This is a genomic window from Ramlibacter sp. JJN2-2R (assembly GCF_057747835.1).
The window spans coordinates 1,700,363-1,726,655 of record NZ_CM173226.1; the positions used below are offsets into that span (position 1 = coordinate 1,700,363).

Below are 26,293 nucleotides of genomic sequence, written 5' to 3' on the forward strand. Positions count from 1 at the left end.
CGGCGCGGCGGCGTTGTGCACCCATGCCGAGTTCCAGCGTTCCTGGCCGCCTGCTCGTGCCGGTGCTGCTCGGGGCCGTGGCGGGGCCCGCGTGGCAGGTGCAGCAGGCGCAGCTGTGGCCCGCCGCGGCGTTCGCGGGCCTGACCGCGGCGGGGCTGCTGGCGCTGGGGGCAGCGAGCCGCTGGACAGTGGCGCCCTGGGGGCGCTGGCTGCTGGTGCTGGTGTTCGCGGCGATGGCGGCGTTCGGCGACTGCGGGTGGCGCGCGGCGGGCTTCGCCGCCCACGCGCTCGATCCCGCGCTGGAAGGCCGCGACCTCACGGTCACCGGCGTCGTCGCGGCCATGCCCCAGCGCAATGACCTCGGCCAGCGCTTCCGCTTCGAGGTGGCGTCCGCGCTGGACGCGCAAGGCCGGCCGGTCACCATCCCGCCCTTGCTGTCGCTTGCCTGGTATGCCGGGCCGTGGGCCGCCGGCGCCGGCAGCTTCGATGCGCAGCGCGCGCCGGCGGACCTGCAGGCCGGCGACAGCTGGCGCTTCACGGTGCGGCTGCGCGCGCCGCACGGCAACCGCAACCCGCATGGCTTCGACTACGAGCTGTGGCTGTGGGAGCAGGGCCTGCAGTCCACGGGGGCGGTGCGGGCCGTCCAGGGCGAGGCGGCGCCGCAGTGGCTGGGCACGGGATGGCGCCACCCGGTCGAGCGGGCGCGCCAGCGCGTGCGCGCGGCCATCCAGGCGCGGGTGGCCGATCCGCAGAGCGCGGGCGTGCTGGCGGCGCTGGTGGTGGGCGACCAGAACGCCATCGAGCGCGCCGACTGGGACGTGTTCCGCGCCACCGGCGTCGCGCACCTGATGTCGATCTCCGGCCTGCACGTGACCATGTTCGCGTGGCTGGCCAGCGCGCTGGTGGGCGCGGCCTGGCGGCGCAGCGCGCGGCTGTGCATCGCGTGGCCCGCGCCCCATGCGGCCGCCGTGGGCGGCGTGGTGCTGGCCACCGCCTACGCGCTGTTCAGCGGCTGGGGCGTGCCGGCGCAGCGCACGCTGCTGATGCTCGGGTCGATGGCGTTGCTGCGCCTGGCGGGCCGGCGCTGGCCGTGGCCGGTGAGCTGGCTGGCCGCCTGCGCGGTCGTCGTCAGTTGCGACCCCTGGGCGCTGCTGCAGGCCGGCTTCTGGCTCAGCTTCGTGGCGGTGGGCGTGCTGTTCGCCACCGACCCGCAGCAGGACGGGGAGGACACAGGGCGGGTGCGGCGCTGGTGGCACCGCCTCGTGGCCTTGCTGCGCGAGCAGGCCGTGGTCACGCTGGCGCTCGCCCCGCTCACGCTGCTGCTGTTCGGCCAGGTGTCCCTCGTCGGCCTGGCCGCCAACCTGGTCGCGATCCCCTGGGTGACGCTGGTGGTCACGCCGCTGGCGATGCTGGGCGTGGCGGCCCCGGTGGCGTGGGACCTGGCGGCCTGGGCCGTGCAGGCGCTCACGGGGCTGCTGCAGTGGTTCGCGGGCTGGTCGCTCGCCGTCTGGTCGGCGCCGGCGCCGCCGCTGTGGGCCGGCGCGGCCGGGGTGGCCGGCGGCGTGCTGCTGGTGGTGCGCGCGCCGGCCTCGCTGCGCCTGCTCGGGGTGCCGTTGCTGCTGCCCGTGCTGCTGTGGCAGGCGCCGCGGCCGCCGCCGGGCGAGTTCGAGTTGCTCGCCGCCGACGTCGGGCAGGGCAACGCGGTGCTGGTGCGCACGGCCACGCACGCCCTGGTCTACGACACCGGGCCGCGCTACGGCGCCGAGAGCGACGCCGGCCAGCGGGTGCTGGTGCCGCTGCTGCGCGCGCTGGCCGAGCCGGTCGACACGGTCGTGCTCAGCCACCGCGACAGCGACCACACCGGCGGGGCCGCCGCCGTCCTGCAGATGCAGCCGGGGGCGCGCCTGCTGGCTTCGCTGGAGGCCGGCCATGTGCTGGGCATCGTGCGGCCGCCGTCGCCGTGCCTCGCGGGCCTGGCGTGGACGTGGGACGGCGTGCGCTTCGAGGTCCTGCATCCGACGCCGGACGACCTGGCCGCGGCGCAGCGGCCCAACGCCACCAGCTGCGTGCTGCGGGTGGACAACGGCCGGCAGGCGGCGCTGCTGGCCGGCGACATCGAGCAGCCGCAGGAGGCCGCGCTGCTGCGCCGGCCGGTGAACCTGGCCGCGCAGGTGCTGCTCGTGCCTCACCACGGCAGCCGCACGTCGTCGAGCGGGCCGTTCCTCGACGCCGTCCAGCCCGACTGGGCCCTGGTGCAGGCGGGCTACCGCAACCGGTTCGGGCACCCGGCGCCGGACGTGATGGCGCGGTACGCGCAGCGGGGCATCGGGATCGTCGTTTCCCCCCTGTGCGGAGCGGCCTGGTGGTCCTCGCAGGACCCCCGTGCCATGCGGTGCGAGCGGGAGGTCTCGCGCCGCTACTGGCAGGCCCGCTGAACGCTGGTTTCCACCCCGGAACAGGCCTGGTTGTTGCTATCCTGCTGGGCGTAGCGAGCGACCATGCACAAATTCGACGAGATGTTCCAGCAGCTGCCCGAGGCCGGGCCGCTGCAGTTCCAGACGCAGTCCCTGGGGGGGACGACGCAGTCCCAGGTGCAGGGGGTGCGCGAGCATTACCAGCGCTATGCGCAGTGGCTGGCGCGCCAGCCGCAGGGCGTGATGCAGGCCCGGCGCGAGGAGGCGGAGATGATCTTCCGCCGCGTGGGCATCACCTTCGCCGTCTACGGCGCCAAGGACGAGGACGGCGCCGGCACCGAGCGGCTGATCCCGTTCGACCTCATCCCGCGCATCATCCCGGCGGCCGAATGGGCCCAGCTCGAGCGCGGCCTGGTGCAGCGCGTCACGGCGCTGAACCACTTCTTGCACGACGTCTACCACGAGCAGGAGATCCTGCAGGCCGGCGTCATCCCGCACGAGCAGGTGCTGAACAACGCGCAGTTCCGCAAGGAGATGATGGGCGTGTACGTGCCGCACCGCGTGTACTCGCACATCGCCGGCGTGGACATCGTGCGCGCCCCCAACGAGCAGGGCGAGGGCGAGTACTACGTGCTGGAGGACAACCTGCGCGTGCCCAGCGGGGTGAGCTACATGCTCGAGGACCGCAAGATGATGATGCGGCTGTTCCCCGACCTGTTCAGCCAGCACCGCATCGCCCCGGTCGCCCACTATCCCGACCTGCTGCTGGAGACGCTGCGCGCCTCGGCCCAGCCCGGCGCGCCGGACCCCACGGTCGTCGTGCTCACGCCCGGCATGTACAACAGCGCCTACTTCGAGCACGCCTTCCTGGCCCAGCAGATGGGCGTGGAACTGGTCGAGGGCCAGGACCTGTTCGTCAAGGACCGCTACGTCTACATGCGCACCACGCGCGGCCCGCGCCGTGTCGACGTGATCTACCGCCGCGTGGACGACGACTTCCTGGACCCGCAGGTGTTCCGGCCCAACTCCACGCTGGGCTGCCCGGGGCTGGTGGACGCCTACAGCGCCGGCAACGTGACCATCTGCAATGCCATCGGCACCGGCGTGGCCGACGACAAGTCGATCTATCCGTACGTGCCGAGGATGATCGAGTTCTACCTGGGCGAGAAGCCGATCCTGAAGAACGTGCCCACCTACGTGTGCCGCGAGGCCGAGGACTATCGTTACGTGCAGGCGAACCTGAAGGACCTGGTGGTCAAGGAGGTGCACGGCGCCGGCGGCTACGGCATGCTGGTCGGCCCCGCGGCCACGCGGCAGGAGATCGAGGACTTCCGCAAGGCGCTGGACGCCAATCCGGCCGGCTACATCGCGCAGCCGACGCTCAGCCTGTCGAGCTGCCCCACGTACGTCGAGAGCGGCATCGCGCCGCGCCACATCGACCTGCGGCCGTTCGTGCTGTCGGGCAAGCAGGTGCAGATGGTGCCCGGGGGCCTGACGCGCGTGGCGCTCAAGGAGGGCTCGCTGGTGGTCAATTCGTCCCAGGGTGGCGGCACCAAGGACACCTGGATCCTGGAGGTGTGAGCATGCTGTCGCGCACCGCCGACCACCTGTTCTGGATGTCCCGCTACACCGAGCGCGCGGAGAACACCGCCCGCATGCTGGACGTCAACTACCAGACCTCGCTCTTGCCGCAGTCGGCCGCCGTCGCCCAGGTGGGCTGGCAGGGGCTGCTGTCCATCAGCGAGCTGGTGCCTGCGTACACGGCCAAGCACGGGGCCATCGAGGCCGCGCGGGTGATGGAGTTCATGGTCAAGGACGAGAACAACCCGTCCTCCATCCTGTCGTGCCTGCGCGCGGCGCGCGAGAACGCCCGCGCCGTGCGCGGCTCGCTCACCACCGAGGCCTGGGAGACGCAGAACCAGACCTGGCTGGAGGTCAACCGCATGCTGCGCGGCGGCGACTTCGAGCGCGACCCCGGCCAGTTCTTCGAGTGGGTGAAGTTCCGCTCGCACCTGTCGCGCGGCGTGACCGTGGGCACGATGCTGATGGACGAGGCGCTGCAGTTCATGCGCCTGGGCACCTTCCTCGAACGCGCCGACAACACGGCGCGCCTGGTCGACGTGAAGTTCCACGCGGTGCAGAGCGACTTCTTCGGCGCCGCCACCGAGCAGGACCAGGAGTACGACTTCTACCACTGGAGCGCCATCCTGCGCAGCGTCTCGGGCTTCGAGATCTACCGCAAGGTGTACCGCGACGTCATCAAGCCCGAGCGCGTGGCCGACCTGCTGATCCTGCGCCCGGACATGCCGCGGTCGCTGCATGCCAGCATGAACGAGGTCGTGCACAACCTGGACATGGTGGCCAACGAGCAGTCGCGCGAGACGCAGCGGCGCGCGGGCAAGCTGCGCGCCGAGCTGCAGTACGGCAGCATCGACGAGATCCTGGCCACCGGGCTGCACGCGTTCCTCACCCAGTTCCTGGATCGCGTCAACGAGCTGGGCAGCCGCATCAGCCGCGACTTCCTGGTGCCGGCCACGCTCTGATGCCGGCGCGCGGCCAGGCCCTGCTGCAGGGTGGGCGCTTCCACGAGGCGCAGGCCGCTTTCCGCGAGGCGCTCGCGCAGGATCCGGCGTCGGTGCCGGCGCGCCTGGGGCTGGCGCACGCGCTCGCGGCGTCGGGCGATGCGCTGGCCGCCGCCGCGTGGCTGAGCGACGCGTGCCGCCTGGCGCCGCAGCGGCCCGAACCGCTCGCGCGGCTGGCCGACGTCCTGCTCGGCCAGCGCCAGCACGCGCAGGCCCTGCCGCTGTACCGGCGCCTGTACGAGGCGTTCGGCGCCCGCGACCGCGCGACGCTGCTGCACTACGGTTTCTGCTGCGAGCACGTGGGCGACATCGATGCCGCGGTCGCCCTGTACCGCGAGGCGGTGACGCGCGATCCCGGTTTCTTCGAGGCGCACGTGGACCTGGCCGGCGTGCTGTGGCGCACGGGCGACTTCGACGGCGCCCTCGCGCACGCGCGGGCGGCCGTGCAGCTCGCGCCAGAGCATCCCCATGCCGTGCGCATCCTGGGCACGGCGCTGCTGAACCTGAACCGCCTGGACGAGGCGCAGGTGCAGCTGCGCCGCGCGCTCGCGCTGCGGCCCGACTTCGCGCTCGCGCAGGTGGACCTGGCCTTCACGCTGCTGCTGGCGGGGCGGCTGGAGGAGGGCTGGTCCTGGTACGCCAGGCGCTGGAACGACACGGCGCGGATGCAGCGGCCCGCCTTCTACAACCCGGCGCTCGAGTGGCGAGGACCGGCCCAGTCGCTGCGCGGCCAGCGGCTGCTGGTCTACGCCGAGCAGGGGCTGGGCGACGTGCTGCAGTTCGCCCGCTACCTGCCCCGGCTGCAGGCGCTGGGCGCCACCGTGCACGCCGCCGTCCCGCCCGATCTCGTGCCCCTGGTCGAGGCCAGCTTCGAGGGCGTGCGGTGCGTGACGCCGCAGCGCGGTGTGCAGGTGGACCTGCATGCCGCCCTGCTCGACCTGCCGGGGCGGTTCGGCACCACCCTGGCGGACATCCCGGCCGACGTGCCCTACCTGCGCCCGCCCGCCGAGCGGCTCGCGCACTGGCAGCAGCGGCTGGCCGCCTGGCCGGGCCGGCTGAAGATCGGGCTGGCCTGGAGCGGCTCGCCGGCGCAGGTGAACAACCGCAACCGCGCCATCGCCCTGGGCGAGTTGCAGCCGCTGCTGGCCGTCGAGGGCGTGCAGTGGTTCAGCCTGCAGAAGGGCGACGCCGGCGCCTTCACCGACGTCCAGGTGCCGCCGGACACGTTGGTGGACCTGACGCCCGGGTGGCGCGATTTCGCCGACAGCGCGGCGATGCTGCAGCAGCTGGACCTGGTGGTCACCGTGGACACCTCCATCGCCCACCTGGCCGGCGCGCTGGGCCGGACGGCGTGGGTGATGCTGCCGCCGAACGCGGACTTCCGCTGGCTGCTCGATCGCGAGGACTCGCCCTGGTATCCGACGATGCGGCTGTTCCGGCGCGGCTTCGGCGAAGCGCGGGCGGGGCAGGTGCAGCGCGTGCTGCAGGCCCTGCGCGAGCGCGGGCCCTGAGCGGCGGCGCTCACCCGAATGGTGGTCGCCGGCGCGCGGGCCGGCACCGATCATGGCCGGCGCAAGGAGGAACCGCGCCATGGCCCTCATCACCGCCGCCTCGCTGGCGAAGGCACTGCCGCAATGCAGGCTGCCCGCGCTGTGGGCCGATGCGCTCGACCCGGTGCTCGCCCAGTACGGCATCGAGACGCGCGACCGCATCGCGGCGTTCGTGGCCCAGACCGGCCACGAGTCCGGGCAGTTCAACGTGCTGCAGGAGAACCTGCGCTACGGTTCCGCCGAGCGGCTGGTGAAGGTCTGGCCGCGGCGGTTCCCCACGGTGGGCAGCGCGCAGCCGTACGTGAACGATCCTCAGGCGCTGGCCAACGTGGTCTATGCCAACCGCATGGGCAACGGCGGGGTGGCCAGCGGCGACGGCTTCCGCTTCCGCGGCCGCGGCGTGATCCAGCTCACCGGCCGGTCCAACTATGCGCAGGCCGGACAGGCGATCGGCGCCGACCTGCTGGCCCGGCCCGACCTGCTGCTGGAGCCGGTGCATGCCGCCCGCGCCGCCGGCTGGTTCTGGGCCTCGCGCGGGCTCAATGCCCTGGCCGACGACAACACGGCCGACGACGACCTGGAGGACTTCGCCGCCATCACCCGCCGCATCAACGGCGGCACGGTGGGCCTGAAGGAGCGGTTCGCGCTCTACAAGGCGGTGCTGGCGGCGCTGCCCTGAGCCCGCGCGCGGCTCAGGCCGCCAGCTGCGCGATCGACCGGGCCAGGTTCTCGCGCGCCCGCGCCTCGTAGATGGCGCGGAACACGTCCAGCCGGTAGATCGACGGGCGCTCCAGGAAGCGCCGCAGCACGGCCGGCCGGCGCGCGCGCCAGGTGGCGTCGTCGACGTGCGCGTACTCGGCGCGCACCTGGCGCTCGTACTCGTCGAAGCGCGAATACGAGGCGCCCAGGATCGCCAGGTCCACGTCCAGCAGCAGCTGGGTGTCGGGGTCGTCGCCGGCCTCGTGGCCGCGCGTGGCGAGCACCAGATCGCGCACCCGCTGCGCGACGGCGGGCTCGCAGCCGGCCGCCAGCACGCTGGCCTCGGCCCAGGCGGCGCTGCGTTCCTCGTTGTCGGCCCGCCGCGGGTCGTACACGGCATCGTGGAGCCACAGCGCGAGCTCGACCTCGGCCGGCCGGCGCGCGAGCGACTGCGCGGCGTCGAAGTGGGCCAGGCACTCGCGCAGGTGCTGCAGCGTGTGGTAGTGGCGATGCCGCTCGCTGTAGGCGGCCACCAGCTGGTTCATCAGCCCCCCGTTGATCTGCCGCGCGCCCAGCGCGCCCCACAGGCGCTGCCAGTCCTCCAGCCGCATCGCGCTCATGGCGCGCTCCGCGGCAGGGCGGCCCTCACCTCGCGCCCCAGCTCGATGACGGCCATCGCGTAGTAGCTGGACCAGTTGTAGCGGGTGATGACGTAGAAGTTCTCCGTGCCGGCCACGTAGCTGGGCGGGTCGGCGCCGTTCTGCAGTTCGACCAGCGCCAGCGGCCCGGTGTGCTGGACGGCCTCGTCGTCCAGCTGCGCGCCCTTGGCCAGGAACGCGGGGACGCTGAAGGTGGGCAGGATGTCGGGCGCGAGCAGGGCGTCCTTGTCCAGCCGCTCGGGGTCGAAGGTGACCGGGTAGTGGGTGGGCATGCCCGGCTGCCAGCCGAAGCCGCGGAAGTAGTTGGCGACCGAGCCGATGGCGTCGGCGGCGCTGCGCGACAGGTCGATGCGGCCGTCGCCGTCATAGTCGACCGCCCACTTGGCCCAGCTGCTGGGCATGAACTGCGGCATCCCCATGGCGCCGGCATAGCTGCCCAGCGGCCGGGTGGGGTCGGCGCCGCGCGAGCCGTTCAGGACGAGGAACCGTTCGAGCTCGCCGCGGAAGTACGCGGCCCGCTCCACCGCGCGCGGATGCTCGGGCGGGAAGTCGAAGGCCAGGGTGGCCAGGGCGTCGAGCACGCGGAACGTACCCATCTGCTGGCCGTAGATCGTCTCCACGCCGAGGATGCCCACCACGATCTCGGCCGGCACGCCGAACTCCTGCTGGGCGCGCTCGAGCACCGCCCGGTTCTCCTCCCAGAAGCGCACGCCGGCCTGGATGCGCGCGGGGTCGATGAAGCGGCTGCGGTACACGGCCCAGTTCTTCGGCGTGCCGACGGGCGCCGGCTGCATCAGGCGCACGACCACCGGCAGCAGCTGCGCCTCGCCGATCGCGCGGCGGGTCCAGGCCGGATCGAGCCCGTTGCGCGCGGCGATTTCGTCGGCCGCCTGCATGGCGTCGTCGCGGCCGGCGTAGGGCGTTCCCTGGCGCGTGGACCACTGGGCCTTGGTGCGTTTGGCCGCCTTGGCGCGGCCGCCGTCGGACGGCTTGCCCGCGGCGGCGGGCAGGGACAGGGACAGCGCCGCCACGGCGGCGGCGAGAAGGAGGGCACGGATCATGGAGCGACGGCGGAAGGCCAGGACAAGCGGGTGAGTTCGCGCTGCAGCGAGGGCAGCGCGGTGGGGGCGGTGCGGGCGTAGCGCTGCGCCTCCAGGCGCAGCAGCCAGTCTGCCAGCGGCTGCGCGTCGGCGCCGAAACGAGCGGTGACGGCGGCTGCCATCTGGCGCGGGCCGGCGGTGGGCGGCAGCGCCACCCCCGCCCTGGCCAGGCGCTGGCGCACGCGCGCGAGCAGCCGCAGCCACGGGTCCTGGCGGGTGCGCTCCCAGCGCGCCCAGGCCGCGCCCAGCAGGGCCACCGCCACCACCAGGCCGAGCAGCACGACGCTCAGGTCCTGCCAGCTCGGCGAGCGGAAGCCGAGGTTGCGCAGCAGGTCGAGCTGCTTGCTCTGCGTGTAGTTCAGCACCCACTGGTTCCAGCCGTTGTTCACCGCGTCCCAGCCTTGCCGCAGCTGCGCCAGCAGCCCGGGGCTGACGTTGCCCAGCGCGGTGGCGAACGCGCCCTGCGGCGCGCGTAGGCGCGTGAGCGCGCCGGTGCGCGCGGGCGCCACCGCCGACGTGGGGTCCACGCGCACCCAGCCGCGGCCGGCCAGCCACACCTCGGCCCAGGCATGCGCGTCGCTGTGGCGCACCACCCAGTACCCGTCGACCGGGTTGAGCTCGCCGCCCTGGTAGCCGGTGACGATGCGCGCCGGGATGTCCATGCCGCGCATCAGCACCACGAACGCCGAGGCGATGTGCTCGCAGAACCCCTGCTTGCGGTCGAACCAGAACTCGTCGGCCGTGTGCTCGCCGTACAGGCCGGGGTCGAGCGTGTAGACGTAGCCGCCGGTGCGCAGGCGATCGAGCGCGGCCTGCACCAGCGCCGGCTTGTCGGCCGCGCCGCCCGGCGCGCTGCGCATCATCTCGGTGGCCAGCTGCAGCGTGCGCGGGTTGTAGCCGGGCGGCAGCTCGCGGTACTGCGGCGGCACGAACGCCGAGCGGCCCGCCACGCCGGCGCGGTAGTCGACGTGGCTCACCGCCGAGTAGCGCAGCAGGTCGGTGGTGGGCTGGCCGGCGAACCACTGGAGTTCGCCGCCCGTGAAGGCCTGCAGGCCGGGGGCCGTGGGCGGCGCGCTGGCCGCGTCGAGCACCAGCAGCCAGGGCCGGTTGTTCGGCTCCAGCGTCACCGTGTAGCGCACTTCGGGGCCGCGCACCTGCAGGCCGGTGGGCGGCAGCAGGGCCGCGGCCTGCGGGCCGAGCCGCGGCAGCAGCGGGCGCCACTCGCGGCCGTCGAAGGTGGAGAGCACCGGGCCGCGGAAATACAGGTCGTTCGGCAGCGGCACCTGGCCCTCGAACCGCACGCGCATCGCGATGCCTTCCTCCAGCGCCAGCTGCGCCACCGTGCCGACCTGCATGGTCGACGACAGGCCGCTGCGCCCGGTCATGCCGTCGGCCGGGATGCCCCACAGCGGCGCCAGGCGCGGGAACAGCATGAACAGCACGGCCATGATCGGCGCGCCGAGCAGCGCCATCCAGCCCGCGGTGCGCGCCGCCTGCGCCAGCGGCGGCCGGCCCACCGGCATGTGGGCATTGACCAGCGCTGTGAGCAGGCCGAGCAGCCCCACCAGCATCGCGCCCGCGGTCAGCAGCGACTGCGAGAAGAAGAAGTTGGTGAGCATGGTGAAGAAGCCGAGGAAGAACACCACGAAGGCGTCCCGCCGCGCGCGCAGCTCCAGCGTCTTGAGCGCCAGCAGCACCACGATGAGCGTCACGCCCGCGTCGCGGCCGAGCAGGGTGCGGTGCGACAGGAAGGTCGCCACCAGCGTGACCGCGAGCAGGCCGAACAGCCATCGCGCGCCCGGCAGCGGCGCGCCGCGCAGCGCGAGCGCCCCGCGCCACGCCAGGATGGTGGCGGTCAGCGCCGTGCACCACCAGGGCAGGCGCGTGACCTGCGGCAGCACCACCCAGCCGATGACGGCCAGCAGGAACAGCGTGTCGCGCGCATCGCGCGGCAGCGACCGCAGGCGCTCGAGCGGCGTGCGGCCGGCTGCCGGCCGGTCCGGCCCGGAGGCGGTGGCGGCGTTCAGCACAGCGCGAGCGCCTCCAGGCAGCGGCGCTTGTGCGCCTCGCCGGCGTCCGGGGCGATCGACTGGCCCGGCAGCCGCAGGCCGTAATCGAGCCCCAGCCGGTCGGCCTGCAGCACCCAGGCGGTGAGGCGGGCCAGGCGCGCCTCGGCGTCGACCGGCCCGGCCTGCGCGAAGTCCAGCCACAGCTCGCGCCGCTGCGCCTGCTGGGTGTCGCGGCTGACCAGTTCGTCGGCCTTGGCGGCCTTCTTCCAGACCACCAGCTTCATCGGGTCGCCGCGCCGGTAGGCGCGCACGCCGTCGAATTCGCCCGCGTTGTGCACGCGCGCCATGCCGGTCGTGCCCGAGCGGGGCTCGCCTTCGGGCAGCGGCGGCGGCAGGCCCTCGGGCGCGGGGTAGACCAGCACCTGGGCCGCGGGGCGCCACACGGTCCACACGCGGAAGGTGCCCAGCGGGAACCGCGTCTCGGCGGTGAGCGGCGGCACGCGGTGCAGCCCGCGGCGCGGCGGCTGGAAGGCGACCGAGACCGTGGCGCTGCCCTGGCCGGGCACGTCGGTCCAGGCCCAGCGATCGTCCAGCGTCTCGTCCAGCACGGCCAGCCCGATGCCGTAGCGCGTGGCCGCCCGCTCGTTGGTGAGCACGATGCGCAGCGGCGCGTTGCTGCCGGCGAACACCGGCTCGGGCGGCGCCAGCGTCAGCGTCAGGCCGCGCAGGGTGGCGTGGCACACGTGCATGCCGACGACCGCGCTGCCGGCCAGCAGGAACGTGAGCAGGTAGCCCAGGTTGAGCTGGTAGTTGATCGAGGCGACCAGCAGCACCAGCAGCGTGGCAGCCAGCATCAGCCCGGGCCGCGTGGGCAGGATGTAGACGTTGCGCTGCGTGAGCGTGAGCGTGTCCGCCAGCGGCAGCCGGGCCTGCCACCAGGCACGGAAGCGCCCGCGCGCGAAGGCGATCGGGTTCCAGGCGCGGACCGTCGTGGAGCCGGCTTCGCCGGGCCACGGGTGGCGCCCCTGCGAGGGGGAGGCGCCGGAGGCGCTTCGGGGCTGGGCCATTACGGCAGCGGCACGGCCTCCACCATGGCCCGCACCTGCTCGATCGGCCCGCGGCCGGCGTCGGCCACCGGGACCAGCCGGTGGGCGATGGTCTGGGCCAGGATGGCCTGCACGTCGTCGGGCGCCACGTAGTCGCGGCCCGAGAGCAGCGCCTGCGCCTTGGCGGCGCGCACGAGCGCGATGCCCGCGCGCGGCGACAGTCCCTGCAGGAACCAGCGGCCCGAGCGGGTGGCGGCCACCAGGTCCTGTACGTAGTTCAGGAGCGGATCGGCCGTGTGCACCGCCAGCACCTGCCGCTGCAGCGCGTCGAGGTCGGCCGGCGAGAGCATGTTGCCCAGCGAGGCGACCATGTCGCGCCGGTCGGCGCCGGCCAGCAGCTGGCGCTCGGCCGCGCGGTCGGGGTAGCCCAGCGAGATGCGCATCAGGAAGCGGTCGAGCTGCGATTCGGGCAGGGCGAAGGTGCCCAGCTGGTCGTGCGGGTTCTGGGTGGCGATGACGAAGAAGGGCGCGGGCAGCGCGCGCGTCTCGCCCTCGACCGTGACCTGCTTTTCCTCCATCGCCTCCAGCAGCGCGCTCTGCGTCTTCGGGCTGGCGCGGTTGATCTCGTCGGCCAGCAGCACCTGGGCAAAGATGGGGCCGGGGTGGAAGACGAAGGCCTCCTTGCCGCGCTCGTAGATGGACACGCCCGACAGGTCGCTGGGCATCAGGTCGGCCGTGAACTGCACGCGCGAGAAGTGCAGCCCGAACGAGCGGGCCAGCGCGTGGGCCAGGGTGGTCTTGCCCACGCCCGGCACGTCCTCGATCAGCAGGTGGCCCCCGGCGAGCAGGCAGGCCACGCAGTCCCGCACCTGGCCGGGCTTGCCCACGATCACCGTGTTAAGCTGGTCCAGCAACGCCTTGAGTTTCTGTTGGGCTTCCATCAGGGCATGACGTTATCCGAATTTCCGTCCCCCGAACGATGAGTGCGACCAAGACCGGGTATTTCACCCATCCAGCGTGCCGCCGCCACGAGATGGGGCCGGGCCACCCCGAGTGTCCCCAGCGGCTGGATGCGATCGAGGACCGGCTCCTCGTGACCGGCGTCGCCGACGCGCTGGAGCGGCGCGAGGCGCGCGAGGCCAGCACCGAGGAGATCGAGCTGGCCCACGACCGGATGCACGTGGCCGCCATGCGCGGGCTGCGCGAGGAACTCGCCGAGCAGATCGCCGCGGGCGGCTACAAGTACAGCCACATCGACCCCGACACGGCCATGTGCCAGGACAGCTGGGAGGCGGCCGTGCGGGCGGTGGGCGCCGTGCTGGGCGCCACCGACGCCGTCATGGCCGGCGAGCTGGAGAACGCCTTCTGTGCCGTGCGCCCGCCGGGACATCACGCCACGCGCGGCAAGGCGATGGGTTTCTGCATCTTCAACAGCGTGGCCACCGGCGCCCGCTATGCGCTGGACCGCTACGGCCTGCAGCGGGTGGCCGTCGTCGACTTCGACGTGCACCACGGCAACGGCACCGAGGACATCCTGGCCGGCGACGACCGGGTGCTGATGGTGGGGCTGTTCCAGCATCCGTTCTATCCGTACACCGGCACGCCGCCGCTGGCGTCCAACATGGTCAACATCCCGGTGCCCGCCTACACCAAGGGCATGGACATCCGCGAGATGGTCGACGCGGCCTGGCTGCCGCGGCTGGAGGCGTTCCGGCCCGAGATGATCTTCATCAGCGCCGGCTTCGACGCCCACCGCGAGGACGACCTCGGCCAGCTGGGCATGGTCGAGAGCGACTACGCCTGGATCACCGGCAAGCTCAAGGACATCGCGCGGCGGCACGCCAAGGGCCGCATCGTCTCCAGCCTGGAGGGCGGATACAACCTCGACGCGCTCGGGCGCAGCGTCGAGGCCCACCTGCGCGTGCTCGCGGACCTGTGAACGGCGCCCGCCGGAAAGACCTGCCATGACCGACACCACCGCCCCCGTGATCGAGAGCCGCGACGCCCGCGGCGTGGTCACGCTGACGATGAACCGTCCCGCCAGCTTCAATGCGCTGGGCGAGGAGATGCTGGGCGCGCTGCAGGCCGCGCTGGACCGGGTGGCCGACGACGCCACGGCGCGCGCGGTGGTCATCGCCGCCAACGGCAAGGCGTTCTGCCCGGGCCACAACCTGAAGGAAATGATCGCCCGGCCCGAGCTGGCCTACTACCAGCAGCTGTTCGCCCAGTGCAGCCGGATGATGCTGGCGATCCAGAAGCTGCCGGTGCCGGTCATCGCCCGCGTGCACGGCATCGCCACCGCGGCAGGCTGCCAGCTGGTGGCCCAGTGCGACCTGGCCGTCGCCTCCACCGAGGCGAGGTTCGCGGTCAGCGGCGTCAACTTCGGCCTCTTCTGCGCCACGCCCAGCGTGCCCCTGCTGCGCAACATCGCGCCCAAGCAGGCGATGGAGATGCTGGTCACGGGCGACTTCATCACCGCGCAGCAAGCGCTCGAGCGCGGCCTGGTGAACCGGGTGGCCGCGCCCGAGCAGCTGGACGCGCAGGTCGAGTCGCTGCTGGCCAGCATCCTGGCCAAGCCGCGCCAGGCGCTGGCGATCGGCAAGGAGCTGTTCTACCGCCAGCGCGAGCTGGGCATCGAGGCGGCCTACCAGCTGGCCAGCCAGACGATGGCGGTGAACATGATGGATGCCTGCGCCCAGGAGGGCGTCACGGCATTCACCGAGAAGCGCAAGCCCCACTGGGCCTGACCGCGCGATGAACGCGATCGACAACCTGGTCCAGGATCTGGGCCATCCGGGGATGCCTGTCGAACTCGGCGTGCTGTTGGGCTGCCTGGCGATGGCCTTCGGCATCTGCTGGGCGATCGGCCGCAAGCACCGCGCCGAGTCCGTCTGGTTCGGCCGCGTCATCGTCGACGGCCTGCTGTTCCCGCTGCTGGCGCTGGCCTTCACCTATGCCTCGCTGCGCGCGGTCCAGCCCTACCAGCACGTGGTGCTGCTGCGGCTGGCGGTGCCGGTGCTGGTCTCGCTGGCGGGCATCCGCTTCATCGCCCGCGTGCTGACGGTCGCCTTCCCGGCGTCGGCCCTGGCGCGCCTGATGGAGCGCCTGTTCTCCTGGATCGCCTGGCTGGCGGCGGTGCTGTGGGTGCTGGGCGTGCTGCCCGCGGTGCGGGCGGACATGGACAACATCGTGTTCGCGTTCGGCAAGTCGCACGTGAGCCTGCTGAACATGGTGGACGGCGCGCTGTCCGCCGGCGTGGTGCTGATGGCGGCGCTGTGGCTGTCGGCGGTGCTGGAAAAGCAGGTGCTGCGCCAGCACGTGCACGACCTGTCGCTGCGCAAGGTGGCGGCCAACGCCATCCGGGCGACGCTGCTGCTCGTGGGCGTGCTGTTCGCGCTGTCGATCGCCGGCGTGGACCTGACGGCGCTGTCGGTGCTGGGCGGCGCGCTGGGCGTGGGCCTGGGCTTCGGCCTGCAGAAGCTGGCGGCCAACTACGTCAGCGGCTTCGTCATCCTGTTCGAGCGCAGCCTGCGCATCGGCGACGTGGTGCGCGTGGACGGCTTCGAGGGCGAGGTGGTGGACATCAAGACCCGCTACACGCTGATCCGCGCGCTCAACGGGCGCGAGTCGATCGTCCCGAACGAGAAGCTGATCACCGAGCGGATCGAGAACCTGTCGCTGGCGGACCCGCGGGTGCTGCTGTCGACCGAGGTGGCCGTGGGCTACGACAGCGACGTCGACCTGGTGCAGAAGGTGCTGGTCGACGCCGCGCTGTCCGCCGCGCGGGTGCTGGCCGATCCGGCGCCCGGCGCCCGGCTGGCCAAGTTCGGCGCCGACGGGCTGGAGTTCAGCCTGTTCTTCTGGATCGCCGATCCCGGCAACGGGCAGTCGAACGTGCGCTCGGAGGTCAACCTGGCCGTGCTGCGCGGCCTGCGCGCCGCGGGCATCGAGATCCCGTTCCCGCAGCGCGTGGTGCGCGTGCTGTCGGCCGCGGCGCCCTGAGCGCGGCCGCGGCCCTCACGCGTTCATCAGCGAGGGCAGCCACAGGCTCAGCTGCGGGAAGGCGATCAGCAGCGCCAGCATCACGATCAGCACCAGCACGAAGGGCCAGCAGCCGCGGAAGATCGTGCCCAGGCCGACGCCGGGCAGCAGCGAGTTGAGCACGAACAGGTTCATGCCCACCGGGGGCGAGATCAGGCCGATCTGCACGATCATCACGATCAGCACGCCGAACCAGACCGGATCGAACCCGAGGCCGGTGACGATGGGGAAGAACAGCGGGATGGTCAGCAGCACCATCGTCAGTTCCTCCATCACCGTGCCCAGCAGCACGTAGATGCCCATCATCGCCACCACGATCATCACGGGAGACAGGCCCAGGTGCGTGATCCAGTCCTTCAGGTCGCCGGGCATGGTCGTGAAGTTCACGAAGTTGGCGAACAGGGTGGCCGCGATCAGCAGCGTGAACAGCATGGCGGTGGTGCGCGCCGATTCGACCAGCACCTCGAACAGGCTGCGCCAGGTCAGGCGCCGGCGCCCCAGCGCGAACAGGAAGGCGCCGGCGGCGCCGAAGCCGGCACCCTCGGTGGCGGTGAAGAAGCCGCCATAGATGCCGCCCAGCACCACCACGACCAGCACCGCCACGCCCCAGATGCCGCGCAGCGCCTGCCAGCGCTCGGGCCAGGTGGCGCGCACCCCGGGCGGCGCGTGCTCGGGGTCGCGCGAGGTCATCACCACGATGGCCAGCATCAGCAGGGCGGCGGTGAGCAGCCCGGGAATGACGCCGGCGGCGAACAGCTTGCCGATCGAGGTCTCGGTGATGATCCCGTAGATCACCATGATGGTGGACGGCGGGATCATGATGCCCAGGGTGCCGCCCGAGGCCATGACGCCGGCGGACAGCGCGTCGCTGTAACCGAGCTTGCGCATCGAGGGATAGGCCACCTTGCTCATGGTGGCGGCCGTCGCGATGGAGGAGCCGCAGATGGCGCCGAAGCCGGCGCACGCGGCCACCGTGGCATGCGCGAGCCCGCCGCGCACGTGGCCGACGAAGGCGTAGGCGGCCTGGAACAGCTCGTGCGCGAGGCCGGCGCGGGCGACGAAGTTGCCCATCAGGATGAACAGCGGGATCACCGACAGCGTGTAGGCGAAGCCGGTCTCGTAGACCACCTGGGCGGTGCTGGCGAGCGCGGGGTCGAAGCCGCGCGTGAGCCAGATGCCGGCGAAGCCCACCAGGCCCATGGCGAAGGCGAGCGGCACGCGGATGAGGGCCAGGCCGAAGATGGCCGCGAATCCGAGCAGGGCTTCGATCACAGCGCCACCCCTTCGCCTTCGGCCCGCTCGACGGGCGCCTGGCCGAGCATGGCCAGGTGCACGATGCCGGTGAGCGCGCACAGCACGCCCATGCCGTAGATGAAGGGCGCCTTCAGGATCTTCAGCTGCGCGGTCGTCTCGCCGTTCTCCAGGAACTGGCCGCCGGTGCGCCACATCAGCCACGACAGCGCCAGCAGCACCGCCGCGCACAGCAGGTGCACCACGGTGGCCTGGGCGCGGCGCAGCCACAGCGGCAGGTAGGGGTCCAGGGAGTCGAACTCGACGTGCTCGCCGCGCCCGGACACCAGGGGCAGGGCGCCGAAGATCACGACCACCATCAGCAGCTCGGTGAGCTCCAGCGAGCCCGGGATCGAGTTGCTGGCGAACTTGCGGCCCAGGACGTCGAAGAAGGTGAGCGCCATGATGGCGAACAGCGCGATGCCGGACAGCAGTCCGCACAGCAGCTCGAGGATCTTTTTCATGGGGGGGAACTTCCGTCAGGCGCCCGGGCGGCCGGGTGCCTCGCAACACGAGGCGGCACCCCGCGGGAGGTGCCGCCTTCCTGCCAGGGGCGATGCGGTTACTTGGACGCCTTGGCGATCTCGGCGCGGAACTCGGCGAGCACCTTGGCCGCGTCCTTCAGTCCCTTGCCCTGGGCGTCCTGCGCCCACTTCTGCTCCAGCGGCTGCGTCCTGGCCTTCACGTCGCCGACGAACTTGGTGTCGGCCTTGGTGATCTGCACGTTGTTGGCCTGCATCAGGGCGTAGGCGCGGCGGTCGGCCTTGTCCCAGTGGCGGCCCAGGATGCGCGCGGCCACCTCGCCGGAGACCGCGTCGACGGCCTTCTTCTCGTCGGCCGTGAGCTTGTCGTACTTGCCCTGGTTCATCATCATGACGAAGCTGGTGTTGTACATGCCGCCGGGGAAGGTGGTGGCGTACTTGATCAGCTTGTCGATCTTGAACGACTCGCTCGACTCGGCCGGCAGCAGCGTGCCGTCCATGACGCCGCTGGACAGCAGCTCGTAGTTGTCGGTGGCGGGCTTGAGCGTGGCGTTCATGCCCAGCGCCTTGGTCACGTCGTTGACGATGCCGCCGCCCACGCGCCACTTCAGGCCCTGCAGGTCCTCCAGCTTCGTCACCGGCTTCTTGGTGTTCATCAGCATGCCGGGGCCGTGCGTGAACAGGGCGATGACGTGCACGCCCTGGTGCTCCTTCATGAACTCGGGATGCCTGCGTGCCACCCGGTCGTAGGCCACCGAGATCGGCTCGGACGAATCGCCCAGGAACGGGAACTCGGCCATCTGCGTCAGCACGAAGCGCCCCGGCGTGTAGCCGTGCACGGTGAACGAGATGTCGGCCAGGCCGTTCTTCACCGCATCGTAGGTGCCGGGCGGGTTGGCCACGGCGCGCGGCAGGATGTTGCACTTCATCTTGCCGGAGGTGTTCTTCTCCAGCAGGTCGCACCATTCCTTCTGCGCCAGCGACAGGGCGTGCGTGGGCTGCAGCCAGCTGGAGGCGGTCAGCACGGTCTGCGCGGAGGCGGGGGCGCAGGCGAGGGCGGCGACGACGGCGGCCCCCGACAGAAGCATGCGTTTCATGGGCGAGGCTCCTTGTTTCTCGGGTGGCGCCACTGTAAGTCGCAGGCTCTTGCGCCACGGTCCAGACTTACCCGCACCGTGGCGTTCGAGCGCGCGCGAACTGTCGCGCCACCGACAAACCCGGGGCCCTGCGACCGGGGGCGCGACCCTATAATCGAAAAAGCGAACGGTCGTTCTTTTTTCTCGAGCCCAACCGGGGATCGCGACTTAGAATTTCCCGTTTACGTCAACGTCAATCTGCGCAAGCACGCAAGGAGCGCCTCGCATGAAGGTCCTGGTCCCCGTCAAACGGGTGGTCGACTACAACGTGAAGGTCCGGGTCAAGTCGGACAACACGGGTGTGGACATCGCCAATGTGAAGATGAGCATGAACCCGTTCGACGAGATCGCCGTGGAAGAGGCGGTCCGCCTGAAGGAAAAGGGCATCGTCACCGAGGTGATCGCCGTCTCCTGCGGCGTGCAGCAGTGCCAGGAGACCCTGCGCACCGCCATGGCGATCGGCGCCGACCGCGCCATCCTCGTGCAGACCGACGAGGAGCTGCAGCCGCTGGCCGTGGCCAAGCTGCTCAAGGCGCTGGTGGACAAGGAGCAGCCCGGCCTGGTGATCCTGGGCAAGCAGGCGATCGACGACGACGCCAACCAGACCGGCCAGATGCTGGCCGCGCTGGCCGACATGCCGCAGGCCACCTTCGCCTCCAAGGTCGAGGTCGCCGACGGCAAGGCCCAGGTCACGCGCGAGGTCGACGGCGGCCTGGAGACGCTGTCGATCACGCTGCCGGCGGTGGTCACCACCGACCTGCGCCTGAACGAGCCGCGCTACGTGACGCTGCCCAACATCATGAAGGCGAAGAAGAAGCAGCTGGACACCGTGACGCCCGCGGACCTGGGCGTGGACGTGGCACCGCGCCTGAAGACGCTGAAGGTGGCCGAGCCCGCCAGGCGTGGCGCCGGCGTGAAGGTGCCCGACGTGGCCACGCTGGTGCAGAAACTCAAGACCGAAGCGAAGGTGATCTGAACATGACGGCTCTTGTCATCGCCGAACACGACAACGCGTCCATCAAGGGCGCCACCCTGAACACCGTCACGGCCGCCGCCGCCTGCGGTGGCGACGTCCACGTGCTGGTGGCCGGCCACAACGCGGCCGGCGCTGCCCAGGCCGCCGCGCAGATCGCGGGCGTGGCCAAGGTGATCCATGCCGACGGCGAGCAGCTCGCCCACGGCCTGGCCGAGAACGTGGCCGCGCAGGTGCTGGCCATCGCGTCGAACTACAGCCACATCCTGTTCCCGGCCACCGCCGGCGGCAAGAACGTCGCGCCGCGCGTGGCGGCCAAGCTGGACGTCGCGCAGGTCAGCGACATCACCAAGGTCGACAGCCCCGACACGTTCGAGCGCCCGATCTATGCCGGCAACGCCATCGCCATCGTGCAGAGCCAGGATGCGGTGAAGGTGATCACGGTGCGCACTACCGGCTTCGACCCCGCCGCGGCCACCGGCGGCAGCGCCGCGGTCGAGACGGTCGCCGCCGCGGCCGACAGCGGCAAGAGCCGCTTCGTCGGCCAGGAGATCGCCAAGAGCGACCGGCCCGAACTGACCGCCGCCAAGGTCATCGTCTCCGGCGGCCGCGCGCTCGGCTCGGCCGAGAAGTTCAACGAGGTGATGACGCCCCTGGCCGACAAGCTGGGCGCCGCCCTGGGCGCCAGCCGCGCCGCGGTCGATGCGGGCTATGCGCCCAACGACTGGCAGGTGGGCCAGACCGGCAAGATCGTCGCGCCGCAGCTGTACATCGCCGCCGGCATCTCGGGCGCCATCCAGCACCTGGCCGGCATGAAGGACTCCAAGGTCATCGTCGCGATCAACAAGGATCCCGAGGCCCCGATCTTCAGCGTGGCCGACTACGGCCTCGAGGCCGACCTGTTCCAGGCCGTGCCCGAGCTGGTCAAGGCCCTGTAAGCCACCCGTTCCACTGTTCCAAGGCGTCGCGTGCGACGCCTTTTTCTCATCCGTTGGAGCCGACCATGAGCTACCGCGCCCCCCTCAAGGACATGCTGTTCGACATCCGCCATCTCGCCGGCATCGACGAGATCGCGAAGATTCCCGGCTTCGAGGAAGCCGGCTACGAGACCGCGCAGGCGGTGCTGCAGGAGTGCGCGAAGTTCAACGAGGAAGTCGTCGCGCCGCTGAACGTGCCCGGCGACCGCAACCCGTCCAGCTGGGACAACGGCAAGGTCACCACCACGCCCGGCTTCTCGCAGGCGTACCGCCAGTACAGCGAGGGCGGCTGGCAGGGCCTGCAGCATCCCACCGACTTCGGCGGCCAGGGCCTGCCCAAGACCATCGGCGCCGCCTGCGGCGAGATGCTCAACTCGGCCAACCTCAGCTTCGCGCTGTGCCCGCTGCTGACCGACGGCGCCATCGAGGCGCTGCTGACGGCCGGCTCCGACGAGCTCAAGGCCACCTACCTGGAAAAGCTGGTGACCGGCGAGTGGACCGGCACCATGAACCTCACCGAGCCGCAGGCCGGCAGCGACCTGGCGCTGGTGCGCACCCGCGCCGAGCCGCAGCCCGACGGCACGTACCGGATCTTCGGCACCAAGATCTTCATCACCTACGGCGAGCACGACATGGCGGACAACATCGTCCACCTGGTGCTGGCGCGCGTGACCGGCGCCCCCGAAGGGGTCAAGGGCATCAGCCTGTTCGTGGTGCCCAAGGTCCTGGTCAACCCGGACGGCAGCCTGGGCGCGCGCAACGACGTGCATTGCGTGAGCATCGAGCACAAGATGGGCATCAAGGCCTCGCCGACCGCGGTGCTGCAGTACGGCGACCACGGCGGCGCGGTGGGCTACCTGGTCGGCCAGGAGAACCGCGGCCTCGAATACATGTTCATCATGATGAACGCGGCCCGCTACGCCGTCGGCGTGCAGGGCATCGCGGTGGCCGAGCGCGCGTACCAGAAGGCGGTGGCCTATGCGCGCGAGCGCGTGCAGTCGCGCCCGGTGGACGGCTCGATCGGCGCCAGCGCGCCCATCATCCACCACCCCGACGTCAAGCGCATGCTGATGACGATGCGCGCCTACGTCGAGGGCTGCCGCGCGATGGCCAGCGTGGCCGCCGCGGCGTACGACGCCGCGCACCACCATCCGGACGCGCAGGTGCGCCAGCAGAACCAGGCCTTCTATGAATTCATGGTGCCGCTGGTCAAGGGCTACAGCACCGAGATGAGCCTGGAAGTGACCTCGCTGGGCGTGCAGGTGCACGGCGGCATGGGCTTCATCGAGGAGACCGGCGCGGCGCAGTACTACCGCGACGCCAAGATCCTGACCATCTACGAGGGCACGACCGCCATCCAGGCCAACGACCTGGTGGGCCGCAAGACCGCGCGCGACGGCGGCCGGACCGCGCGCGCCGTCGCCGCGCAGGTCGAGACGACCGAGGCCGAGCTGGCCCGGCGCGACAGCGTCGCGGCGCGCGCCGTGCTCAAGCGCCTCACGGCCGCCCGCCAGGCATTCCTGGACGTGGTGGACTTCATCGCCGGCCAGGCCAAGGCCAGCCCGAATGCCGTCTTCGCCGGCTCGGTGCCGTACCTCATGCTCGCGGGCAACCTGGTGGCCGGCTGGCAGCTGGCCCGGTCGCTGCTGGTGGCCGAGGAACTGGCCGCCAAGGGCGAGGACCGCGCGTTCATGGAGGCCAAGGTGGCCACCGCGCGCTTCTACGCCGAGCACCTGCTGTCCAAGGCGCCCGGCATGCGCGACGCCATCGTCGAGGGCGCCGACAGCGTGACGGGCCTGCCGCTCGAGGCCTTCTGAGCGCCGCTGTCGCCGTCCCGACAGGGGCGGCCCGCCCGGGCCGCCCAGAATCTGCCCGACCACCTTCCGGAGCCGCCATGTCCAAGCTTCCCGCCGTCCTGCGCAACCTCTCGCTGCCGGTCATCGGCTCGCCGCTGTTCATCATCAGCAACCCCAAGCTCGTGATCGCGCAGTGCAAGGCCGGCATCGTGGGCGCGATGCCCGCGCTCAACGCCCGCCCGGCCTCGCAGCTGGACGAGTGGCTGGCCGAGATCACCGAGGCGCTGGCGGCGCACGACCGGGCGCACCCCGACCGCCCCGCCGCGCCGTTCGCCATCAACCAGATCGTGCACAAGAGCAACGACCGGCTCGAGCACGACATGGAGATGGTGGTGAAGTACCGGGTGCCGATCGTCATCACCTCGCTGGGCGCGCGCACCGACGTCAACGACGCGATCCACTCGTACGGCGGCGTCGTGCTGCACGACATCATCAACAACATGTTCGCGCACAAGGCGATCGACAAGGGCGCCGACGGCCTGATCGCGGTGGCGGCGGGCGCCGGCGGCCACGCGGGCATCAAGAGCCCGTTCGCGCTGATCCAGGAGATCCGTGAGTGGTTCGACGGCCCGCTCGCGCTCTCCGGTTCGATCGCCACCGGCGGCGCCGTGCTCGCCGCGCAGGCGATGGGCGCCGACTTCGCGTACATCGGCTCGGCCTTCATCGCCACCCACGAGGCGCGCGCCTCGGACGCGTACAAGCAGGCGATCGTCGAGGGCACGAGCGACGACATCGTCTACTCGAGCCTGTTCACCGGCGTGCACGGCAACTACCTCAAGCCCTCGATCCGCGCGGCCGGGCTCGATCCGGACAACCTGCCCGAGAGCGACCCGAGCGCGATGAACTTTGCCGGCGGCGAGGGCAGCAAGTCCAAGGCCTGGAAGGACATCTGGGGCTGCGGCCAGGGCATCGGGGCCGTGCACGAGGTCACCAGCGCCGCGGCCATGGTCGAGCGCCTCAGGCGCGAGTACGCGCAGGCCAGGCAGCGCGTCTGCGGCTGAACGCGGCCTTCAGCGCGGCGTGTTCGCCGCGTAGCTGAGCACGCTGGCGCGTCCCCAGAACACGCGGTACATGAAAATCGTGTAGCCGACGATCGCCGGCAGCGTGATCGCCACGCCGACGAAGATCACCACCAGCGACTCGTGGGCGCTGGCGGCCTGCCACACCGTGAGGCGGTCGATGACGATGAAGGGGAACAGGCTGTAGGCCAGCCCCAGGAACGCCATCACGAAGATCAGCACGGTGCTGGCGAAGACGATCCAGCCGTAGCCGGCGGCCACGACCTGCGGCCGCCGGGCCACGTGCCAGGCCGCATAGAACGCGGCCGCGCAGGCCACGGGGATCGGCAGCAGCCCGATCAGCTGCGGCATCGCGAACCAGCGGTCGAACACGGTCTGGCTCACCAGCGGCGTGGCCAGCGAGATGCCGACCAGCGCCAGCCCCATCGGCCAGAGCACCTTGCGCGCCCAGCGCACGGCCTTGGCCTGCAGCTCGTCCCAGGTCTTCATGATCAGCCAGCCCGCGCCCAGCATCGCGTAGGCGGTGGGCAGGGTCAGCGCGATTCCGGCCGCGAAGGCGAGCGACCAGGGGCCGTGGTCGAAGCCGGTGAGGTAGCTGCCCAGCATCCAGCCCTGCGCCATGGCCGCCATCAGCGAGCCGGCGGCGAACAGTGCGTTCCACATGCCCTTGCGCGCCGCGCGGGCCTTGACGCGGAAGTCGAACGACACGCCGCGCAGGATCAGCCCGACCAGCATCACCGCCACCGGCAGGTACAGGTGCGTCAGCACCAGCCCGTGCGCCTTCGGGAAGGCGACCAGCAGCACGCCGATGCCCAGCACCAGCCAGGTCTCGTTGGCGTCCCAGAACGGGCCGATCGAGGAGACCATGACGTCCTTCTCGTCGTCGCTCGCGAACGGCAGCAGGATGCCCACGCCCAGGTCGTAGCCGTCGAGGACGACGTAGGCCAGCAGCGACAGGCCCATCACGCCCATGAAGATGAGGGGCAGCACGGTGGTCCAGGTCAGGTCCATCGCGGGCTTCTCAGGCGGGGCCGCCCACCGGCATCGCGGCCTTGGGGCTTTGCGGGGTGTCGGGCGTGGGCATGGCGGGGTGCGTGCTCATGTACATCAGCACCAGCACGTACGCGGCCAGCAGGAACACGTACACCGCCAGGTAGGCCAGCAGCGTGGACAGCACCATCGCGGGCGGGTGGTCGGCCACCACGTCGGCGCTGCGCAGCAGGCCATAGACGACGAAGGGCTGGCGGCCGATCTCCGTCACCCACCAGCCGGCCAGCGTGGCCACCCAGCCGGAGAACGTCATGCCCGCCAGCACGCGCAACTGCCAGCGCGAGAAGGGCTGCGCGGCGGTGGCGGCGCGGCGCCGCCAGAGGGTGAAGGCCGCCCACCAGGCCACCGCGAGCATCAGCAGGCCCATGCCGACCATGACGCGGAAGCTCCAGAACACCGGCGCGACGGGCGGGTGCGCGTCCGGGAATGCGTCCAGCCCCTTCAGCTCCGCGTCCAGGTCGTGCGCCAGGATCAGGCTGGCCAGCTTGGGCACGGTGATGGCGTAGTCGGTGCGGCCTTCCTTCTCGTTGGGCAGCCCGAACAGCGTGAGCGGGGCGCTCTTCTCGGTGTGCCAGATGCCCTCGATCGCGGCGATCTTGGCCGGCTGGTGGTGCAAGGTGTTGAGCCCGTGCATGTCGCCGGCCAGGATCTGCAGCGGCACCGCGATGGCGGCGACCACGATCGCGGTGCGCATCGCCTTGGCGCTGCCGCCGTTGTCGGCGCGGCGCAGGAACTGCCAGGCCGACAGGCCCGCGACCAGGAACGACGCCGTGATGGTCGAGGCCAGCAGCTTGTGCGCGAGCCGGTAGGGGAAGGAGGGATTGAAGACGATCGCGAGCCAGCTGTCCGCATGCAGCACGCCGTCGACCACGCGAAAGCCGGTGGGCGTCTGCATCCACGAGTTCAGGCTCAGGATCCAGAACGCGGACAGCGTGGTGCCGGCCGCCACCATCAGCGAGGCGACCAGGTGCACGCGCTCGGACACGCGGCCGCGGCCGAACAGCATGATCCCGAGGAACGTCGCCTCCAGGAAGAAGGCGGTGAGCACCTCGTAGGCGAGCAGCGGGCCGGCGATGTTGCCGGCGCGGGTCATGAAGCCGGGCCAGTTGGTGCCGAACTGGAAGCTCATGGTGATGCCCGACACCACCCCCAGCGCGAAGGTGAGGGCGAACACCTTGGTCCAGAGGTAGTAGGCCTCCTCCCAGTGCTGCGCCTCGATGCGGTCGTGCGCCGCGCTGTTGCGCAGGCGGAAGTACACGAGGAACCAGGCCAGCGCGATGTTGATGGTGGGAAAGAGGATGTGGAAGCTGATGTTGGCGGCGAACTGCATCCGCGACAGCACGAAGGTGTCCAGGTGGGCCTGCAGCAGCATGCAGGCATTGTGGTCCCGGACGGGGGAATCGGGGGGGC

The 26,293-nt window shown here is 71.5% G+C and carries 22 protein-coding genes; 12 read left to right on the forward strand and 10 right to left on the reverse strand.

From position 1 onward, the window contains the following. Window positions 1–23 precede the first annotated feature (23 nt). The 5 genes from AC3ANR_RS08455 to AC3ANR_RS08475 all read left to right on the forward strand — a co-directional run bounded on the left by AC3ANR_RS08455 (window position 24) and on the right by AC3ANR_RS08475 (window position 7,225). Window positions 24–2,435 carry a DNA internalization-related competence protein ComEC/Rec2 gene (locus tag AC3ANR_RS08455; protein WP_488291431.1) on the forward strand — a complete coding sequence of 804 codons (2,412 nt, stop codon included), beginning with the start codon at window positions 24–26 and terminating at the stop codon, window positions 2,433–2,435. A gap of 63 nt (window positions 2,436–2,498) precedes the next feature. After that, entirely contained in the window at window positions 2,499–3,995 is a 1,497-nt protein-coding gene (locus tag AC3ANR_RS08460) for a circularly permuted type 2 ATP-grasp protein (RefSeq protein WP_488291432.1), read from the forward strand. A 2-nt stretch (window positions 3,996–3,997) separates the two neighbouring features. Beyond that, window positions 3,998–4,957, forward strand: a complete 960-nt coding sequence (locus AC3ANR_RS08465; protein ID WP_488291433.1) for an alpha-E domain-containing protein — start codon at window positions 3,998–4,000, stop codon at window positions 4,955–4,957. After that, the gene (locus AC3ANR_RS08470; RefSeq protein ID WP_488291434.1) at window positions 4,957–6,507 is read left to right on the forward strand and encodes a tetratricopeptide repeat protein; all 1,551 of its coding nucleotides are present in this window, start codon (window positions 4,957–4,959) and stop codon (window positions 6,505–6,507) included. Before AC3ANR_RS08465 ends, AC3ANR_RS08470 begins: the two co-directional genes overlap by 1 nt. 79 nt (window positions 6,508–6,586) lie before the next feature. Beyond that, a complete protein-coding gene (locus tag AC3ANR_RS08475) occupies window positions 6,587–7,225 on the forward strand; it encodes a glycoside hydrolase family 19 protein (RefSeq protein ID WP_488291435.1) in 639 nt (212 codons plus the stop codon). A gap of 13 nt (window positions 7,226–7,238) precedes the next feature. Here AC3ANR_RS08475 and AC3ANR_RS08480 read toward each other — a convergent pair whose 3' ends face one another. From AC3ANR_RS08480 to AC3ANR_RS08500, 5 genes are read right to left on the reverse strand one after another with little or no spacing between them, the layout of a single operon-like run. Beyond that, window positions 7,239–7,865 (reverse strand): HD domain-containing protein, encoded by a 627-nt coding sequence (locus AC3ANR_RS08480; RefSeq protein WP_488291436.1) that lies wholly within the window; start codon window positions 7,863–7,865, stop codon window positions 7,239–7,241. Further along, complete coding sequence (mltB, locus tag AC3ANR_RS08485) at window positions 7,862–8,965, reverse strand: lytic murein transglycosylase B (protein ID WP_488291437.1); 1,104 nt, start codon at window positions 8,963–8,965, stop codon at window positions 7,862–7,864. The genes AC3ANR_RS08480 and mltB overlap by 4 nt, the downstream gene beginning before the upstream one ends. After that, complete coding sequence (locus tag AC3ANR_RS08490) at window positions 8,962–11,031, reverse strand: transglutaminase TgpA family protein (RefSeq protein WP_488291777.1); 2,070 nt, start codon at window positions 11,029–11,031, stop codon at window positions 8,962–8,964. Before AC3ANR_RS08490 ends, mltB begins: the two co-directional genes overlap by 4 nt. Then, window positions 11,028–12,080, reverse strand: coding sequence for a DUF58 domain-containing protein (locus tag AC3ANR_RS08495; protein WP_488291438.1), 1,053 nt, complete (start codon window positions 12,078–12,080; stop codon window positions 11,028–11,030). Before AC3ANR_RS08495 ends, AC3ANR_RS08490 begins: the two co-directional genes overlap by 4 nt. Continuing rightward, the gene (locus AC3ANR_RS08500; protein ID WP_488291439.1) at window positions 12,080–13,000 is read right to left on the reverse strand and encodes an AAA family ATPase; all 921 of its coding nucleotides are present in this window, start codon (window positions 12,998–13,000) and stop codon (window positions 12,080–12,082) included. The genes AC3ANR_RS08495 and AC3ANR_RS08500 overlap by 1 nt, the downstream gene beginning before the upstream one ends. Before the next feature lie 38 nt (window positions 13,001–13,038). On the opposite strand from AC3ANR_RS08500, the gene AC3ANR_RS08505 reads away from it, so the two are divergent. The 3 genes from AC3ANR_RS08505 to AC3ANR_RS08515 are packed head-to-tail and all read left to right on the forward strand — an operon-like array spanning window position 13,039 to window position 16,061. After that, entirely contained in the window at window positions 13,039–13,998 is a 960-nt protein-coding gene (locus tag AC3ANR_RS08505; protein WP_488291440.1) for a histone deacetylase family protein, read from the forward strand. Between the two features lie 25 nt (window positions 13,999–14,023). Next, window positions 14,024–14,806, forward strand: a complete 783-nt coding sequence (locus tag AC3ANR_RS08510) for an enoyl-CoA hydratase (protein WP_488291441.1) — start codon at window positions 14,024–14,026, stop codon at window positions 14,804–14,806. Between the two features lie 7 nt (window positions 14,807–14,813). Next, window positions 14,814–16,061 carry a mechanosensitive ion channel family protein gene (locus tag AC3ANR_RS08515; protein ID WP_488291442.1) on the forward strand — a complete coding sequence of 416 codons (1,248 nt, stop codon included), beginning with the start codon at window positions 14,814–14,816 and terminating at the stop codon, window positions 16,059–16,061. 15 nt (window positions 16,062–16,076) lie between these two features. On the opposite strand, the gene AC3ANR_RS08520 is transcribed toward AC3ANR_RS08515, so the two are convergent. The 3 genes from AC3ANR_RS08520 to AC3ANR_RS08530 form a co-directional block, all read right to left on the reverse strand. Further along, complete coding sequence (locus tag AC3ANR_RS08520; protein WP_488291443.1) at window positions 16,077–17,372, reverse strand: TRAP transporter large permease; 1,296 nt, start codon at window positions 17,370–17,372, stop codon at window positions 16,077–16,079. Next, a complete protein-coding gene (locus AC3ANR_RS08525) occupies window positions 17,369–17,854 on the reverse strand; it encodes a TRAP transporter small permease (protein WP_488291444.1) in 486 nt (161 codons plus the stop codon). The genes AC3ANR_RS08520 and AC3ANR_RS08525 overlap by 4 nt, the downstream gene beginning before the upstream one ends. A 98-nt stretch (window positions 17,855–17,952) precedes the next feature. After that, window positions 17,953–18,969 carry a TRAP transporter substrate-binding protein gene (locus AC3ANR_RS08530; RefSeq protein WP_488291445.1) on the reverse strand — a complete coding sequence of 339 codons (1,017 nt, stop codon included), beginning with the start codon at window positions 18,967–18,969 and terminating at the stop codon, window positions 17,953–17,955. A 265-nt stretch (window positions 18,970–19,234) separates the two neighbouring features. On the opposite strand from AC3ANR_RS08530, the gene AC3ANR_RS08535 reads away from it, so the two are divergent. The 4 genes from AC3ANR_RS08535 (at window position 19,235) to AC3ANR_RS08550 (ending at window position 23,815) form a co-directional block, all read left to right on the forward strand. After that, window positions 19,235–19,984 (forward strand): electron transfer flavoprotein subunit beta/FixA family protein, encoded by a 750-nt coding sequence (locus tag AC3ANR_RS08535; protein ID WP_488291446.1) that lies wholly within the window; start codon window positions 19,235–19,237, stop codon window positions 19,982–19,984. A 2-nt stretch (window positions 19,985–19,986) separates the two neighbouring features. Then, window positions 19,987–20,919, forward strand: a complete 933-nt coding sequence (locus AC3ANR_RS08540; protein WP_488291447.1) for an electron transfer flavoprotein subunit alpha/FixB family protein — start codon at window positions 19,987–19,989, stop codon at window positions 20,917–20,919. A 65-nt stretch (window positions 20,920–20,984) separates the two neighbouring features. Further along, window positions 20,985–22,775, forward strand: a complete 1,791-nt coding sequence (locus AC3ANR_RS08545; protein WP_488291448.1) for an acyl-CoA dehydrogenase — start codon at window positions 20,985–20,987, stop codon at window positions 22,773–22,775. 77 nt (window positions 22,776–22,852) lie between these two features. Then, complete coding sequence (locus tag AC3ANR_RS08550; RefSeq protein ID WP_488291449.1) at window positions 22,853–23,815, forward strand: NAD(P)H-dependent flavin oxidoreductase; 963 nt, start codon at window positions 22,853–22,855, stop codon at window positions 23,813–23,815. Between the two features lie 9 nt (window positions 23,816–23,824). Here the strand turns inward: AC3ANR_RS08550 and AC3ANR_RS08555 are convergent, their stop codons facing one another. Both AC3ANR_RS08555 and AC3ANR_RS08560 read right to left on the reverse strand, forming a co-directional pair. Beyond that, window positions 23,825–24,844, reverse strand: a complete 1,020-nt coding sequence (locus AC3ANR_RS08555) for a cytochrome d ubiquinol oxidase subunit II (RefSeq protein ID WP_488291450.1) — start codon at window positions 24,842–24,844, stop codon at window positions 23,825–23,827. 10 nt (window positions 24,845–24,854) lie between these two features. Then, window positions 24,855–26,255, reverse strand: coding sequence for a cytochrome ubiquinol oxidase subunit I (locus AC3ANR_RS08560; protein WP_488291451.1), 1,401 nt, complete (start codon window positions 26,253–26,255; stop codon window positions 24,855–24,857). Window positions 26,256–26,293: the final 38 nt, after the last annotated feature.